Origin of the sequence: Microbulbifer sp. CNSA002 (assembly GCF_047324085.1) — a bacterium.
Lineage (GTDB): Bacteria > Pseudomonadota > Gammaproteobacteria > Pseudomonadales > Cellvibrionaceae > Microbulbifer.
This window is the reverse complement of record NZ_CP172449.1, coordinates 831,718-847,982: the sequence shown is the minus strand read 5'-3', so window position 1 is coordinate 847,982 and position 16,265 is coordinate 831,718. Positions and strand designations below refer to the sequence as shown.

The 16,265-nt window shown below is 51.0% G+C and carries 11 protein-coding genes; 2 read left to right on the top strand and 9 right to left on the bottom strand.

All coding sequences use genetic code 11. The annotated features are described in order from the left end of the window. Window positions 1–8 precede the first annotated feature (8 nt). The 7 genes from aceE to ACG1BZ_RS03725 all read right to left on the bottom strand — a co-directional run bounded on the left by aceE (window position 9) and on the right by ACG1BZ_RS03725 (window position 10,395). Window positions 9–2,678 carry a pyruvate dehydrogenase (acetyl-transferring), homodimeric type gene (gene aceE / locus ACG1BZ_RS03755; RefSeq protein WP_413664434.1) on the bottom strand — a complete coding sequence of 890 codons (2,670 nt, stop codon included), beginning with the start codon at window positions 2,676–2,678 and terminating at the stop codon, window positions 9–11. Window positions 2,679–3,126: 448 nt separating this feature from the next. Further along, window positions 3,127–3,705, bottom strand: coding sequence for a class GN sortase (locus ACG1BZ_RS03750; RefSeq protein ID WP_413664433.1), 579 nt, complete (start codon window positions 3,703–3,705; stop codon window positions 3,127–3,129). Window positions 3,706–3,707: 2 nt separating this feature from the next. Then, entirely contained in the window at window positions 3,708–6,068 is a 2,361-nt protein-coding gene (locus ACG1BZ_RS03745; RefSeq protein WP_413664432.1) for a marine proteobacterial sortase target protein, read from the bottom strand. 463 nt (window positions 6,069–6,531) lie between these two features. Beyond that, window positions 6,532–7,443 (bottom strand): hypothetical protein, encoded by a 912-nt coding sequence (locus tag ACG1BZ_RS03740; RefSeq protein WP_413664431.1) that lies wholly within the window; start codon window positions 7,441–7,443, stop codon window positions 6,532–6,534. 354 nt (window positions 7,444–7,797) lie between these two features. After that, window positions 7,798–8,901, bottom strand: coding sequence for a phosphoribosylaminoimidazolesuccinocarboxamide synthase (locus ACG1BZ_RS03735; protein WP_413664430.1), 1,104 nt, complete (start codon window positions 8,899–8,901; stop codon window positions 7,798–7,800). Between the two features lie 91 nt (window positions 8,902–8,992). Then, complete coding sequence (locus ACG1BZ_RS03730) at window positions 8,993–10,078, bottom strand: AI-2E family transporter (RefSeq protein WP_282934585.1); 1,086 nt, start codon at window positions 10,076–10,078, stop codon at window positions 8,993–8,995. Between the two features lie 23 nt (window positions 10,079–10,101). Continuing rightward, complete coding sequence (locus tag ACG1BZ_RS03725) at window positions 10,102–10,395, bottom strand: sulfurtransferase TusA family protein (RefSeq protein WP_413664429.1); 294 nt, start codon at window positions 10,393–10,395, stop codon at window positions 10,102–10,104. A 192-nt stretch (window positions 10,396–10,587) separates the two neighbouring features. On the opposite strand from ACG1BZ_RS03725, the gene ACG1BZ_RS03720 reads away from it, so the two are divergent. Beyond that, the gene (locus ACG1BZ_RS03720; protein ID WP_413664428.1) at window positions 10,588–12,096 is read left to right on the top strand and encodes a M48 family metalloprotease; all 1,509 of its coding nucleotides are present in this window, start codon (window positions 10,588–10,590) and stop codon (window positions 12,094–12,096) included. A 69-nt stretch (window positions 12,097–12,165) separates the two neighbouring features. On the opposite strand, the gene nadA is transcribed toward ACG1BZ_RS03720, so the two are convergent. Then, entirely contained in the window at window positions 12,166–13,218 is a 1,053-nt protein-coding gene (gene nadA, locus ACG1BZ_RS03715) for a quinolinate synthase NadA (RefSeq protein ID WP_413664427.1), read from the bottom strand. Between the two features lie 162 nt (window positions 13,219–13,380). Here nadA and ACG1BZ_RS03710 point away from each other — a divergent pair, with 162 nt between their 5' ends. Next, window positions 13,381–14,478, top strand: a complete 1,098-nt coding sequence (locus tag ACG1BZ_RS03710; protein WP_413664426.1) for an NAD(P)/FAD-dependent oxidoreductase — start codon at window positions 13,381–13,383, stop codon at window positions 14,476–14,478. 171 nt (window positions 14,479–14,649) lie between these two features. Here the strand turns inward: ACG1BZ_RS03710 and ACG1BZ_RS03705 are convergent, their stop codons facing one another. Further along, the gene (locus tag ACG1BZ_RS03705; RefSeq protein WP_413664425.1) at window positions 14,650–16,206 is read right to left on the bottom strand and encodes a hypothetical protein; all 1,557 of its coding nucleotides are present in this window, start codon (window positions 16,204–16,206) and stop codon (window positions 14,650–14,652) included. Between the last annotated feature and the right edge of the window lie 59 nt (window positions 16,207–16,265).

Sequence of the window (16,265 nt, the reverse complement as noted above, 5' to 3'; positions counted from 1 at the left end):
GCCTTCTCTTAGCTGATGCGCGGGTTAACTTTTTCGGCGTCGATATTGAGCTTCACGATTGCTTCCGCAACCTCTTTCGCATCAATAACGCCCTGCTTGGCCAAGCCGTTCAGTGCGGCAATTACCACGTAGTTGCGATCCACTTCGAAGAAGCGACGCAGCTGCTCGCGGCTGTCACTGCGGCCGAAACCATCGGTACCCAGGGTGGTCAGTTCACCGTCGATAAATTCGCGCAGTGGCTCCACATAGGAACGGATGTAGTCGGTAGAGGCGATAACCGGGGAGGTATTGCCTTCGAACTGCTCAGTGATCCAGGCTTTGCGCGGCTCGGCTTCCGGGTGCAGCATATTCCAGCGCGCCACATCCTGGCCTTCACGGGCCGATTCCACAGCGGAGGTGAGGCTCCAGACATCGGAGGTCACACCGAACTGGTCGGCGAGGATATCCGCCGCTGCCAGTACTTCGCGCAAAATAGTACCGCCACCAATCAGCTGTACATGTTTCTTCGCCGCTTTGCCCTTGGCGCCTTTCTTGACGTTGGACTGCAGCTTATAGATACCGCGGATAATGCCCTCTTCCACGCCCTGAGGCATTTCCGGCTGCAAGTAGTTTTCGTTCTCGATAGTGATGTAGTAGAAGAGGTTCTTCTGCTCTTCGTACATCTCTTTCAAGCCGCGCTGCATAACCACCGCCAGCTCATAACCGTAAGCCGGGTCGTAGCTGCGGCAGTTGGGGATAGTGGAGGACAGTACGTGGCTGTGGCCATCCTGGTGCTGCAGACCTTCACCGTTCAAGGTGGTACGGCCAGCAGTGGCACCGATCAGGAAGCCGCGCGCCTGCATATCGCCAGCGGCCCAGGCCAGGTCGCCGATACGCTGGAAACCGAACATGGAGTAGTAGATATAGAAAGGCACCATCGGCACGCCGTGGTTGCTGTAAGCCGTGGCCAACGCCATCCAGGTAGACATAGCACCGGCTTCGTTGATGCCCTCTTCCAGCACCTGGCCTTTCTTATCTTCCTTGTAATACATGATCTGGCCGTGATCCACCGGGGTGTAGCGCTGCCCCTGGGAGGAATAGATACCCAGCTGGCGGAACAGACCTTCCATACCAAAGGTACGGGCTTCATCGGGAACGATCGGCGCGATGTTTTTGCCGATATTCTTGTCTTTCACCAAGGCCGCGATAGCGCGGACAAATGCCATGGTGGTGGAGATTTCGCGCTCACCGGAGCCTTTGGTCAGTGCGCTGAAGGCATCGAGGCCGGGGACTTCCAGTTTCGGGCACTCAACTGGGCGACGGGGAACCGGGCCGCCCAGGGCCTTGCGGCGCTCCGCCATATATTTCATTTCCGGACTGTCCGGAGATGGGCGGTAGTAAGGAACTTCTTCCAGCTCCTTATCGGTGAGCGGAATGGCAAAGCGATCGCGGAAACGCTTGAGGGAATCAAGGTCCAGCTTCTTCACAGAGTGGGTGTCCATCGCCGCTTCACCGGCGGAGCCTAAGCCGTAACCTTTAACGGTCTGGGCCAGGATCACGGTGGGCTGGCCTTTGTGGGCCATCGCCGCTGCGTAAGCTGCGTATACCTTGTAAGGATCGTGGCCGCCACGATTAAGCTTCATAATCTCATCGTCGGACATATCCTTAACCAGCTCCAGCAACTCCGGGTATTTGCCGAAGAAGTGCTCGCGGGTATAAGCGCCGCCGTTGGCCTTGAAGTTCTGCATCTCGCCATCGACCACTTCGTCCATGACTTTCTGCAACAGGCCTTTGTCATCTTTCTCTAGCAGCGGATCCCACAGGCGGCCCCAGAGTACTTTGACAACATTCCAACCGGCACCGCGGAATACGCCTTCCAGCTCCTGCACGATCTTACCGTTGCCGCGTACCGGGCCGTCCAGGCGCTGCAGGTTACAGTTAACCACGAACACCAGGTTTTCCAGTTGCTCGCGGCCGGCCAGGGAAATTGCGCCCAGGGTTTCCGGCTCGTCACACTCACCGTCACCAAGGAAAGCCCACACTTTGCGATCGCCGCGCGGGGACAGGCCGCGGGCAGACAGGTAGCGCATAATGTGCGCCTGGTAAATCGCCTGGATCGGCCCCAATCCCATGGAGACCGTGGGGAACTGCCAGTACTCTGGCATCAGCCAGGGGTGCGGGTAAGAGGACAGGCCATTGCCGTTCACTTCGCGGCGGAAGTTGTCCAGCTGCTCTTCATCAAAACGCCCTTCCAAGTAGGAGCGAGCATAAATACCCGGTGCGCTGTGGCCCTGGAAGAAAATCAGGTCGCCGCGCTCTTCACCTTCATTGCCACGGAAGAAGTAGTTAAAGCCCACATCGTAGAGTGTGGCCGCAGAGGAGAAACTGGAGATATGGCCGCCGAGGCCATCGTCATTCTGGTTGGCACGTACCACCATCGCCAGGGCATTCCAGCGAATCAGGGAGCGAATGCGGCGCTCCATAAATAAGTCGCCAGGCATACGCTTTTCCGCATTGGGCGGAATGGAGTTGCGATAGGGAGTGGTGATTGCCGCAGGCAATTGTACGCCTACATCGGTAGCGCGGTCAGACAGCTGCTTCAGGAGGAAGGCTGCGCGTTCTTTGCCGCTATAGCGGATAACCGCTTGCAGCGCGTCCAGCCACTCCTGCGTTTCGAGGTTATCGGTATCTTCGTGCATCAAGTGCTCCTCGGCGAATTAGGCGACGTCGAGTCGGTCTATTTCTCAAAAATCGGTACGCGGGCAAACTACAGCGCGAGCAAAAAAAAGCTTCCTTTTTTTCTTGGTTCCGCCAATTCACCAACTTTGTTGGCGTAAATGCAAAGTTTGTGAATCTTTACTCGAATATGACGGTGAGGAAAGCGGCGCAATTGATTGCCGCAAGTGCCTAGTTTGACTGTGATTATTTGTTCCGGGGCCCGCGCAGACTGGCGGACAAAACCCCATCCCCGGTTGTTAGCGGAGGGAATTGTAGTATTACTACAAAAAATTTTCCAGATAGGACGGTTAGTAACAAATAAAACAAAAGAGCAAAACAATTATTTGCCGTTTGGCCGTTTCACCGGAACATTTAGTGGAATTTTTGAGAAAATGAACTACAAAATCGAGTCTCAAACAAAGACATCAGTCACAGCTGAACCAGCTCCCCACCGGGTTGATATTCAGCGTAGACCAAGTAACGCAGCGGGCCACCAGCCGCCAGGGCATTAAAGGGGTAACAAGTCACCAGCAATAAACCCCGCTCGGCAAAGATCGGCAAACGCTCTCTCTCACTGTCCACAATTCGCATTTCCGCAACCCGATAAGTATGCCAGCGTCCGCGTTTATCCTGCAGGTAAATGGAGGTACCCCGCCTGACACGCTCTAATCCCGCAAAGTGAGTATCCCGGTGTGCGGCAATAACCGTGGTGCGAGGCTCACCAGGATTGCCGGACCCGGCTAAGAGACCAGGGCCGAAAGCCAACGCCTGACCACTACCGCCGCTGAGAACAATTAATGGCGACTGCCCTTCCAACTTTAACTTGGCCACAGGCCAGGTGTCCGCCCAGGGCCAGGGCTTTTGCAGAGCCCCGCCCTGTAGCTGTTCTTCCCAAGCACTATTAATCAACACTTGGGCCAATTCTGCCTTGGCCAGAAGCCAGCTGGCTGAACCCAACTGCCACACCCCCGTTCCCAAGCAAAGCATAAAGAGCAGTGAGCGAGCCACGCTTACACACCTCCCCGCTGCAGAGGATTAGCGCTGCTGGGTTGACGGGGGTCTGGTAAAACCCTGCGCAGGAAGGAGCGCAGGGCTCGGGTCAAGTTGCTGCGCAAGGCCCGACCGCGCTGGAAGATCGCCGCAAACATCAACAATACCGCCGCTGCCAATAACTGCCCGTAGAGACCTGTAGCAGTTTGCGGATAGGCCTGGCGCTGTAGCACTTGCCCTTTAGCCACCATATTGGTGACCGAGCTGCGAGATAACTTCTCTTCAGCACTGCGTACAACTTCCTCTTCGACTGCAACAAAACTGGTGTAGGGGCTGGCAAGTTGATGCCTCAGGGCAATCTGCAAAATCTGTTCGCGCAGAGCCAGGCCCGCATCCGACTGTTCTCCAGACTGAAGCTGCCGGTCCCGCAGAGAATCTATCTTGCTGCGCGCCCAGACACTGCCGATGCCTGAAGTATCGCTACCACTCTCTACTTTCAGAGCGAGTTTGCGCACAAACTGTTTACCTGCCATTCGGCCCCGCAGCTGGATATCTCCCTGCAAGAGATCACCCTGCACCTTGGCCACCAACTGCATAGGCTCACCGTTATAGAGATCCGGGATGCGCTTGGGGTAGGCATCCGCGACGACTCCCTGGGGCCAACTGAGTTGCAGGTCTGTAGCCATAGGATTTTCCAACTTGGCGAACAGAGCCTGCATACGCTCACGAACTTCGGAAATATCACCGATGGTGACGAAAGTACCGCGTCCAAACTGAGCAGCTTTGCGCATAAAGTGGCTATTGGGAGCCGAACCAATACCCACAGTAAACAACCGGGCATTATGCAGGGACTGGCTAATTAACTCGAACAGGGCCCGCTCATTGCCTACCGCACCATCTGTAATAAATACGACTTGCTGAACGGTACTGGTGTCATCCTGCATTTGCTGACCGAATGCCATTCGCAAGGCCGGCGCCATTTCTGTACCTCCCTCTGCATTCAGGTTTTCGATTTCCTGACGCGCACGGCGGATATTCTCCGCGCTCGCGGCTATCGGGCGCAGGAAAAATGCGCGGGTTGTACTGTTAAATTCAATAACGTTAAAGCGATCATTGCTGTGCAGGCGAGACAGTGCCAGGGTAAGACTCTCCTTTGCCTGGCGAATAGAATTGCCAGACATGGAGCCGGAAGTATCGATCACATAAATCACTTCTCTTGGTAAACGCTGCGCGGCAGTACCGTCGCTGGGTGGCAGCAGCATGACCTGTAGATAAGCACCAGCCTGCTCTTCTGCTCCCTCTTGCGCTGTGATTTTCTCGCTAAACAGCGCCGCCCGCGGCATAGCAGAAGCGCGCGGTTGCCAATTCAATAAGAAATCCCGATCCATAGCAGCTGTTTCATCTCGCAACTGAATCCGATAGCGACCGTCACCTCGGTTATCAATATCAATCTGGTGATAGGGGCTATCGATTTTTGCTAGTGGCAGTCCGCCATGCAGATCCACCTCGATAGAAATATTATGGCTACCCAGTGCCTGTAGCTCCTGCGCTGACTGCATAAACGGAGTTATCGACGCAGCATCCGGCACTTGATTAGTGGGCAGTGCCCAGCCACTACTCTCTGCCACCAACTCCTGTTCATCGCCGTTCAACGCCTGGGAGGGTATTGGCTTGCCAGGGATATAGCGCGGGGTCAATGTCGTGGGCATACGCAGTGAAAAAACGCCGCTGTCATAACTGACCGGCTGCAAGAAGCGGATATTAATTTGCACCATTTCATCGGGGGCAATATTGGCCACTTTATTAGTAAACAGATTTGGGCGCTGCTGCTCTAGAAGAGCTGCACGCTTACCCGCCGCACGAGCAGCCTTATAAATCTTGGAGGCCTCTTTCCGCTCGCGTACCTTACCGACAATGCGGCGCTCGCCCACCTGAATTTCAAGCCCCGCCACCGCAGCTCGCTCAGGCAGTGGTAATGCATAAACCGCTTCCTGCCAGCCGTCAGTAGTATTCTTGAATTGCTGCTGAAGCTCGACTTCCGCTACCAGACCCCGCACGGAAATACTGACCTGACTTTTCAGGTGCACCGCTGGAATATACTTTCCGGACTCATTGCCAGTAAAAAGTAAGTCCCCCCCTTTTACATCTTCCAGGGTAACTGTCTCAGTGAACTCCTGCTGGATCGCATCACCCACAGAGGGAATCTCCTGGGCATTGACCTCTGCCCCGATTGCCGCAATAACCACCGCCAATACCACCACAATAAATAACAGCCAGCGCCCGGCACCACCAGTTTTCTGGCGGCGACGATAGTATTCCTCTCTCGGCAACATCAGATCGTCTTTATGGAACCGCTGCCCGAATAACATCACCCTGCTCACTCACTTCCCTCCACTTTTAAATTGGATGTTGAAGTCATTAAATAGGGGGAAATGGGCGAAAGGTGGCAGGGAAATGGGCGGGAAATGGGAGGAATTATGGCGAATTGTGGCATAAGAGGCATTTTTTACACTCTTATCACAACCCCACGATTGACCTTAAAAACATGTAAAAACCTCTACAAATCATAAAATTAAACACACCCAAGCGAATCTAATCCGGTTACCAATAATCGCTTAACAGCAGAGCCTTCAAACTCTGCACAAATCTTACTGCACGCATCACCAATGAGTGAATTACTTAAAACACCAACCGCAAGTAAGCAATCTAAACCTAAACACATACTACAAATTTTAGAAATACTCTTTTAAATAAATATCCGATACCACAAGAGCTACTTTCTTGAAATAGAAAAAAGGATAAAAGCAGCAACTTTTCAGACAAAATCACTTACCTCCACACACGCTACTCTACGAAAGTTAACTCTCCCCATTCTTCCTTAAAAAAGTCTTCCATCATCGTCAGATCATCAGACTTGAGCCCCTCCTTTGCATTCACCAGGGCATTCTCGCGCCGTTCCTCCTCCTTTTTCATTAGTTCAGCCACGTATTCATAATAATTACACCGAAGCCTCACAACCTCATCAGTCAAAATCAAAGGAACGCGAACATCGATATCATTATTTTTAGTACCAACTTCCCAATTTTGAACGACATCCAAAATCCATTTAATATCCCTAACAGTAAAAGCTTCCCCTTTTAACAGATCATTAAAATACTTCGAAATAGAAACAAATCTAATACTCTCACTGATAACCATGGCCATAGTACCTAAAGCACGATAGAAACTATCCTCAGGCTTACCACCAAAGCCATTAACCGCCATTTTTAATAGATCAAAATCCGCATCAAGCTTACCAAAATTCATTTCATTTTCTGCATATGCCCCATGATAGCCTAATGCATTGTAAGACTCACCTCTACTCAAAACAAAATCAAAAATCTCTGTCTTTGACCTCAACTCCTGCTGCTCTGGACGCAAATCCAATATCTCTGTACTTTTCCCAAGAGGAACGCTTGACCCTTGCTTGATAGCAGGACGCATAATCGATAAATGATATCTGGTTCCCGCAAAAGGAGTTTCTGGATTTGGATCAAAGCCGACCACATACAAGTCACACAAAGAAAGATAAAAATCTATCCGCTTCCTACGATATTCAAGTTGAACCGCCATGAAACCCAGCTTATCTTTCTCCTTATCAGGATTTTTCTCCACATCAAAACATGACCGTCTTGCACCATTTACAAAATGGGCAATATTTTCAATATCCCTCAAGAAATAATCTTTTTCGAGGCGCAGCCTTTTATGCTCCATCACAACAACTAAAATCCCAGTAAATTAACAATACGGCATAATAAAACCACTTAAGGAAAGATCAATCACAACTCATTACAAGAAAACAAAAACAAAACCTAGAAATTAAAAACAAGATAAAAATAAATCAAAAAAATGCACCTATGAAATTTAGAATGCCAATAACAAAACCACACATATGGAGAAGCAATACTGCGACAGAAAATGAAACACACGCGAAAGGCATCAACTCCACAACGCAACAACCACTGAAGACTCCAAAAGCAATATTTATGAAGACAATTGACCTTCGGAAAAATAAATAGCAGACATAAAAAAACCGGCGAAAACGCCGGTTTTTTTTCAGTTCGATCCAGATTAGTCGACCAGACCGTAATCCTTGCGGAGAACTTCGAGCAATTCCTCTTTGGGATTATCAGATATCTCAAGTTTCGTACCAATAATCTTCTCCGCAATACCAATATAAGTATTAGAGAGATCCATCAGCATAGATTCTGGCAGCTCGTTATCACGAGCTAAAGCCGAGCGCTCATCCATGCGATCTTTGTTCAACAGGATATCGGCATCGGGGAAGTAGTTGAGCAGGGCCTGGCGAAAACCCTCTTTGGATTTCTCCACAACCTTACCTGCGCGATACTGTTCGCCGTCCCAGATACGGGAGGAGTCCGGGGTTCCCACCTCATCCATATAGATCAGCTTTTCTTCACCATTGGCATCGGTGACATAGCCGAATTCAAACTTGGTATCGACAAAGACCTGATCGAGCTTTTCCAGCTCTGCGGAAATCAAATCGAAACCTTCTTTTAACAACTTCTCGTACAGATCGATATCGCACGCATTGCGGAAGCCAAAGGCCTCGAAATTGTCTTCGATATTCTTGCGAGTGACATTCACATCGTCTGCTTCCGGCACGCCGGGGATACCCTTGAGAATACCTTTGCTGGAGGGAGTAATGAGCAATTCAGGCAGCTTCTGGTCTTTCTGCAAGCCATCGGCAATCTCGATACCGCAGAACTCCCGCTCACCCTTTTCATAGGAGCGCCACATTGAGCCGGTGATGTACTGACGGGCGATCGCTTCGATCATAACCGGGCGCGCCTTCTGTACGATCCACACCAGCGGGTGCGGGATATCCAGAATGTGGCTATCGGCGAGGCCCTGCTCTTTAAACAGTTTGAACCAGTGATTGGAAATAGCATTTAGTGCTGCGCCCTTGCCTGGTACGCCACGCATACCGCCTTCGCCAGTCCAGATACAGTCGAACGCGGAGATGCGATCGGAAATCACCATTACCGCAAGTGGGGTGTCAGGAGAAACGGGGTAGCCCTTCTCCTCAATCAGGCGGCGGCTGTCTTCTTCGCTCAGCCAGTATACGGAGCGGACCTTGCCACTGTGGATAGGCTTGTCGGTGCGGATCGGCAGGTCATTATTGACCGCTAGAACTTTGTCAGCCAGGCTCATGGGCTCTCACCTATTTGAAGGGACCAAATAAAAGAAAGCGCGGCATTCTAGCAAATGCCGCGGCCTACAGACAAAGAAAGATATCGGGCAATTACTCCGAGCTTCGCCGGGCCTCCCATTCCACCTGGTGCTCATGGGTGGGCCAGGCACTCATAATGGCCTTGAGTAAGGTCGCCAGGGGAATTGCAAAGAAGACTCCCCAGAAGCCCCAGATGCCGCCAAAGAACAGCACCGCGAGGATAATGGCAACCGGGTGCAGGTTAACTGCCTCAGAAAACAGCAGTGGTACCAGTACGTTGCCATCGAGCAGTTGGATAATGCCGTAAGTCATCATCAGGTATAGAAACTCATTACTCCACCCCCACTGGAAAAGCCCAATAGCCGCAACGGGGATAGTGACAACCGCTGCACCGATATAAGGAATCAACACACTGAAACCCACGGCTACCGCCAGCAACAGGGCGTAGTTCACCCCCAGTAGCAGGAAGGCGGCATAACTGACAGCAGCCACAATGCCAATTTCTATTACCTTACCGCGTACATAATTGGCCACCTGATCATTCATCTCATGCCAAATCTGGTGGAGCATGGGCCGTTCTTTCGGCAGGAAAGAGGTGCACCAGCGAATCAGCTGCTCTGCGTCCTTCAGGAAGAAAAATACCAGGATCGGCACCACTACAACGTAAATCAGCAACCCGGCAAAAATGGGTAGGTTGGTAAGGGAGAAGGCCAGCAGTGTCTGTCCCAGGCCGCCCAATTCGCTGCCAAGGGTATTGAAGATTTCATCGATCTGCCCGGCCGAAATTAGTCGTGGGTAGCGCTCAGGGAGTAACAATAATAGTTCTTGGCCGCGCTGCACCATATTGGGCAACTCTGCCCCAAGCCGCACCAACTGACGCCAGATAATAGGTAGCACCACAAATAACAGAGCCACAATAGTACCCACCAACACCAAGCAGGAAAGGGTAACCGCTAGCCAGTGTGGCACACGCCAAGACTTCAGCTTTTGCACCATTCCCTGCATCAGGAAGGCGATCACCAGTGCGGTGAATACCGGGGCCAGCACTGCGCCCAGAGTCGCCAGAACCACCAGGGCCAGGGTCAATATTAAAACCAGAAGCACCACTTCTTCCTGACTGAAGTAGCGGTTCACCCAGCCTTTTACAATCGATAACATAGACTCTCGGGATTTATCTTTATTCATTTGCCAGCGTACAGCCAATATTGAAAGGTATTATTACGTCGCTCAGCGCGGAGCAGGGACCGGCCACTTAAAGATGCAAAACTGTGGAAGTCTCGCCAGGACCCTTCATCAGTGGCCAGCACACAAAGCAGCGTTCCCTCTGGGTATTCCCGCAATGCCCGGCGCATGGCCAGTAACGGTTGTGGGCAGGGCAGATTTCTTGCATCCACAATAGTGGCCACGTCCCAGTTCGGTATCTGGGTATCGGGCTGATTGGTAGAAGAAGTTACTGACATTGCCTTTTTAGTCACAAACCAGAATTGCCGGGGATTATAGCGCGAACCAGACGCCATAACCCGCGCAGGCTTTACGCTTTTTAACTTTCCGCCTGGCGCAAGTGTGAACCTTTTATGGTCCACTAAGTCCAAACCTCGACAGTCCAACGGGGTAGCGTATAGAGTTGGACTATAGATCCTTCATGGACAGACCGAGCAGTAATCAAGATGACTGATTCCAAAGACAGCCTGCTTCACCGAACGCGCCCCCCAGCTATCCTCCATCGACTTCGCGCAGGACTGCGAAGCCTGGGTATGGGGTTGTTACTCGGCGCAGTCCCGTTTGCTGCCATAGCGGACAGCGATGAAATACGGCTCCCCGAGCTCGGTGATAGAACCAGTGGGGTTGTCTCCCATACCCAAGAAAAAGAGCTGGGGCAGATGTGGCTGCGTATATTTCGCAGTCAGGTTCGCACCTCCAGTGATGCCCTGATCCAGCAATTTGTCGAGGGCATGGTCAAGGAATTGGCCGAGTACAGCCCACTGGAAGACAAAGAAATTGATGTTGTTGTAGTAAACAACAAAACCATGAACGCCTTTGCAGTCCCCGGTGGAGTCATGGGGGTCCATACCGGCCTGTTTCTGTTTGCAGAGCGTGAAGACCAGTTTGCATCGGTAGTTGCCCACGAATTGGGCCACCTCAGCCAGCGGCACTACGCCCGCTCTCTGGAAGCACAGCGCAATAGCACAATTCCCACCCTGGCCGGCATGCTCGGTGCCTTGGTTCTGGCGGCTACCGCCGGTGGCGAAGCGGGGATCGCGGCCATGAGCGTGACCCAGGCTGCAGCCCTGGACAACCAGCTGCGATTCAGCCGCAAGAATGAGCAAGAGGCAGATAGGGTCGGTATTGATACCCTAGCCAAATCCGGGCGCGATCCAGAGGCCGCCGGTGAAATGTTCGAACAAATGCTCAAGGCCACACGCTACTACCAGCGCCCGCCAGAATTTCTCCTGACCCACCCCGTTACGGAAAAGCGTATTGCCGATGCCAAGTTGCGCGCTCAGCGTATGGAAAAAGTGGCTCCCAGCGAGGACCTGGATTATCACCTGATGCGCGCCCGGGTACGGCTCGCCACAGAACCAACGCCGCAGCAAGCAGTAAAACGCTTTAGCGCGGAGCTGAATGGTATTAATGACAATGAGGATGCCGCCCGTTACGGCCTCGCCCTGGCCCAAGTAGCCGTAGGTAGACCCGATTCAGCGCTGGACACCTTGCAGCCCCTGTTAGACAAAACTCCCTCAAAAGCAGCCTATGTGCTGGCCCGAGCGGATATCGATCTGTTGCGAGAAGACTACAGCAGTGCCACCAAGCGCCTGCAGTGGGCCCTCGATCGCAATCCGGGAGACCACGCCTTACTCATGGGCCTCGCCAATGCCCACTTTAAAGCCGGTAACTACCTGGCTGCAGAACGCCTGCTGGCGAAATATAGCCGTACGCGGAAGAAAGACCCAGCAGTATGGTATCTACTGGCGGAGACTCACGGATTGGCCGGAGATATTGTTGGCGTACACGAAGCCCGGGCCGAGTATTACATCCTCAACGGCATATTCGACAAGGCTATTCAACACCTGCGCCATGGAATTCGCATGTCAAAAGACGATTACCAGGTCAATGCCATCCTGGAGCAGCGCCTCAAAGATGTGTTGAAAATGCAGGAAAGAATCGAGGAGCTGTAACTCCCCCCCAACGAAAAAGAGCGGCCACTGGCCGCTCTTTTTGTTTACTCACCGCTACTCCCCCGAGAGCTAACCTTTGCGGAAATCCAACATCCGCTGCAGCGGGATCATCGCCTTGCGCCCCAGTTCCGGGTCCACAAAGATCTCATTGTCCCCGCGCTCCAGTACACCACAGAGGTTCTCCAGAGAGTTCATCGCCATCCAGGGGCAATTAGCACAGCTGCGGCAAGTGGCTCCAGCACCGGCGGTTGGCGCCACCATCAGCTCTTTGTCTGGGCACTCCTGCTGCATCTTGTAGAAAATGCCCTGGTCGGTAGCCACAATAAAGCGCTTCTCTGGGCGGGTCTTGGCAGCATTAATAATCTGCGAGGTAGAACCCACAACGTCGGCCAGGGCTACCACAGAGGCGGGAGATTCAGGATGCACTAGAACCACAGCATCCGGGTAGAGGGCCTTTAAGTCCTCAACCCCCTTGGCCTTAAACTCTTCATGCACAATACAGGAACCATCCCATAACAGTACGTCTGCGCCGGTTTCCCGCTGGACATAGCCACCGAGGTGTTTGTCAGGTGCCCAAAGGATTTTTTCGCCATTGGCATCCAGGTGATCCACTACATCCAGCGCAATACTCGAGGTCACCACCCAGTCCGCCCTGGCTTTTACCGCAGCAGAAGTATTCGCGTAAACCACCACAGTGCGGTCCGGGTGCTGATCGCAAAAATCAGAGAACTCTTGCGGGGGACAGCCGATATCCAGGGAGCATGTTGCCTCAAGGGTCGGCATCAGTACTTTCTTGTTTGGGGTAAGAATCTTGGCGGTCTCACCCATAAACTTTACCCCGGCCACTACCAGGGTGTCCGCCGAGTGCTGAGCGCCAAAACGGGCCATTTCCAATGAGTCAGAAACGCAGCCGCCGGTCTCCTCCGCCAGGGCCTGAATCAAAGGGTCGGTATAGTAGTGTGCGACCAATACTGCATTCTGTTCTTTCAACAAGCGCTTGATGCGCTCGCGCCATTCTTGCAGCTCTTCTTCGCTATATTGAGACATTACCGGCTCCGCCAGGTGCGCTTGCACCAAAGAGCGAGAATCTACCTTGTCTGCGGCAATGGACTTATGAGTCATGACTAACTTCCAGTCGCGGAAAAGCGCGCATTATAGCGCAATGAAACGACACCACCACGCACCCTTTCGACAGCAATTTTAATCTGGCGTTACAGGCAAAATAGGCCGAAGGGAGTCAACCTGGTCATCTCAGAAAGTACACATTTCGGCAACAGGACCGCTATGGAGATTTTGGATACCGTGATAGTCGGGGCTGGGGTATTAGGACTTGCCTGCGCCTACCAGCTGAGTCGTGCCGGCCACAAAGTGTTGGTACTGGAACAACACAGTGCCATTGGAACTGAAACCAGCGCGCGCAATAGTGAGGTTATTCACGCAGGCCTCTACTATCCAACAGACAGCTTGAAAGCCCGTGCCTGTGTTAAGGGTAAATCCATGCTGTACCAATTTTGCCAGGAATATGCGGTGCCTCATAAGCAAATCGGCAAACTGGTAGTCGCTACCGATAGAGCACAGTTTGCGCAATTGAGAGACCTCAAAAATCAGGGGGATACTAATAACGCTGGCGGACTTCGATTACTAAGCGCCTCTGAAGCCCGATCTATGGAGCCGGAATTACAATGTGCCGGTGCCATTTACTCCCCGACGACCGGCATTATCGATAGCCACAGCCTGATGCTAGCCCTTGAGGGTGCCATGGAAGCCAGGGGAGGAGAAGTTATACTTGCGAGCAAAGTTGCGCGAATTGAAATATCCAGCGGCACTTGTCAACTCGTGATGGAGGATGGCTACAAACTGAAAACCTGCAATCTAATTGTGGCCGCAGGCCTCCACACAAGCTCGCTAGTGGGGACGATAAATAGCGAAGCTATAAAACGAGAAATTCCCACCACGTATTTTGTTAAGGGCAGTTACTTTACCCAGTCAAGTAAGGTACCTTTTTCACACTTAATTTACCCTCTACCCGAAAGTGCCGGCTTGGGTATTCATCTCACTCTGGATTTGGCTGGAGGTGCGCGGTTTGGTCCGGATGTGGAGTGGGTCGAGACCATTAACTACCAAGTGGATCCGAGTAAACTAAATACATTTTATGACAACATCCGTCGCTACTGGCCTGGAATATCAAAGAATACTTTACAGCCTGGCTATGCGGGCATTCGCTCCAAAATTGTACGCAGGGGCCACCCCGCTGGTGATTTCCAGATTTATCACAAAAGACTAGCGAATAAATCTCAGTTAGTGGCATTTTTTGGAATTGAATCCCCCGGGCTGACCTCTTCACTGTACCTCGGAGAAGTAATCGTAAAAATGATTTGCTAATTATTTACCCACTGGAAGAGAAATTCTGTTTAACTCAAACAATCACAACGAAAGCAGAAAGAATACGCTATTGAAGTGATAAAGTAGAAATAGTATTTATCTACCAATCACCTACATCAAGTTCAATATAAACCCCAGGGTATTCTTTCCCCTTAGCTTTTACGGTCCGAATTACTGAATAATCATACCCATATTCCCCGTACCCAGCTGTGTTGCCAGTGCGGTTTGGAAATCATTCACTTGAGTGGTGGTATGAGTATTTAAAGTACCTGTCTGAGAGGTGGTACTGGCGCTACTGAAAACCCCAGTTTGGCTAACATCAACCGTATTCATATTTCCATCTTGGGTAATGGTGATATTGGATGATGTGGCATCCGTTTGTAACACCATCAGAAAATTTGATGTGCCAGTTTGCAAAGTAGTCACACTACTCAGGTCAACCAATGTATCTTGCTCAGCATCAGCGGTATTATCCGTTCCCGATTGGGTGATATCAATCACACTATTACTAATAAATTCGTCCTGTTCAGCATCCACCATATTGGTGGAACCACTCTGAAATACCGTCAATGTTGAAGAGTCTACAAAATTACTTTGACTAATATCTACTTCATTCATACTACCGTTTTGTATAACAGTCGCGGCTGTTGAGGAAACGTCTCCCTCTTGACTTACCCCGGCTTCATTATTATCGCCAGTCTGGTTAATAGTGATAAAACTCTGGGAAACCAGGTCTTCCTGATCTACAAACATTCCATTGTCATTACCGTTTTGGGTAACAATGATAGAGCTATTTGAAATCTCATCACCCTGATCTACGTCTGCCTGATTACTTGCACCAGATTGAAAAATGCTCGCGGTAGACGAATCAACAACTGAAGCCTGAACTATATCACCATCATTTGAAGAGCCCAGCTGTATAATAGTCGCGGTGGATGAAGTGATATTGCTAAACTGATCGACATCTAAAACATTATCATCGCCAACTTGATTAACAATAATAGTGCTAGCCGAAATTACAGTCGACTGTTGTGCATCTGCATCGTTCATATCACCATTTTGAACACCACTAATCGTACTGGTATCAATTAAGTCTTCCTGCTCCAATTCGGCTCTGTTTGTTGAGCCCACCTGAGATGAGATTACACTACTGAAACTAACTTGGTTATCCTGCCTGGATTCAAATTCATTATCAGTTCCCGACTGGGTTGCGACCACAGAACTATTACTCACGATATCTCCTTGCGGGACCACTGCGTCGTTCATATCCCCTGTTTGAGTAATCGACACCAAGCTCTGGGTAACTCCCTCCTCCTGATCAAGGTCCGCATCGTTGGAATTGCCAAATTGGTTGACCGTTAAACTGGATGATTCAACTGTATTCTCCTGAAATGACTCAGCCTGATTCATATCCCCCTGTTGATTAATTGTGTTATTAGCTGCATTAACATTTATATCCTGAATCGAACTTGCCTCATTGTTATCTCCAATTTGTATGTGTGTAATCACACTACTGGTTGTATTATTCACCTGTTCCGCATCAGAGACATTTCCAGTTCCATCTTGAATAACCACAATCTGATTATCTGTAACCGAAGGATCAGACTGGTCAATTGTGGCTGTATTCATAGAGCCCTGCTGGGAGACACTGCTGACATTACTGTCTGCTAAAGCCCCACAGTGAACCACGGCCAACACCGCCGCAGCCAATGGCTTCATAAACTTCATAGCAAATTCCTTTTCAAACAAATTACCGACCAAACTACTGAGCAGGGGACTTCCTCACA

Bases quoted from the DNA above. Each gene is read 5' to 3' on its own strand.
- aceE (WP_413664434.1), bottom strand. From the start codon at position 2,678: ATGCACGAAGATACCGATAACCTCGAAACGCAGGAGTGGCTGGACGCG.
- ACG1BZ_RS03735 (WP_413664430.1), bottom strand. From the start codon at position 8,901: ATGAGCCTGGCTGACAAAGTTCTAGCGGTCAATAATGACCTGCCGATC.
- ACG1BZ_RS03730 (WP_282934585.1), bottom strand. From the start codon at position 10,078: ATGTTATCGATTGTAAAAGGCTGGGTGAACCGCTACTTCAGTCAGGAA.
- ACG1BZ_RS03720 (WP_413664428.1), top strand. From the start codon at position 10,588: ATGACTGATTCCAAAGACAGCCTGCTTCACCGAACGCGCCCCCCAGCT.
- nadA (WP_413664427.1), bottom strand. From the start codon at position 13,218: ATGACTCATAAGTCCATTGCCGCAGACAAGGTAGATTCTCGCTCTTTG.
- ACG1BZ_RS03710 (WP_413664426.1), top strand. From the start codon at position 13,381: ATGGAGATTTTGGATACCGTGATAGTCGGGGCTGGGGTATTAGGACTT.
- ACG1BZ_RS03705 (WP_413664425.1), bottom strand. From the start codon at position 16,206: ATGAAGTTTATGAAGCCATTGGCTGCGGCGGTGTTGGCCGTGGTTCAC.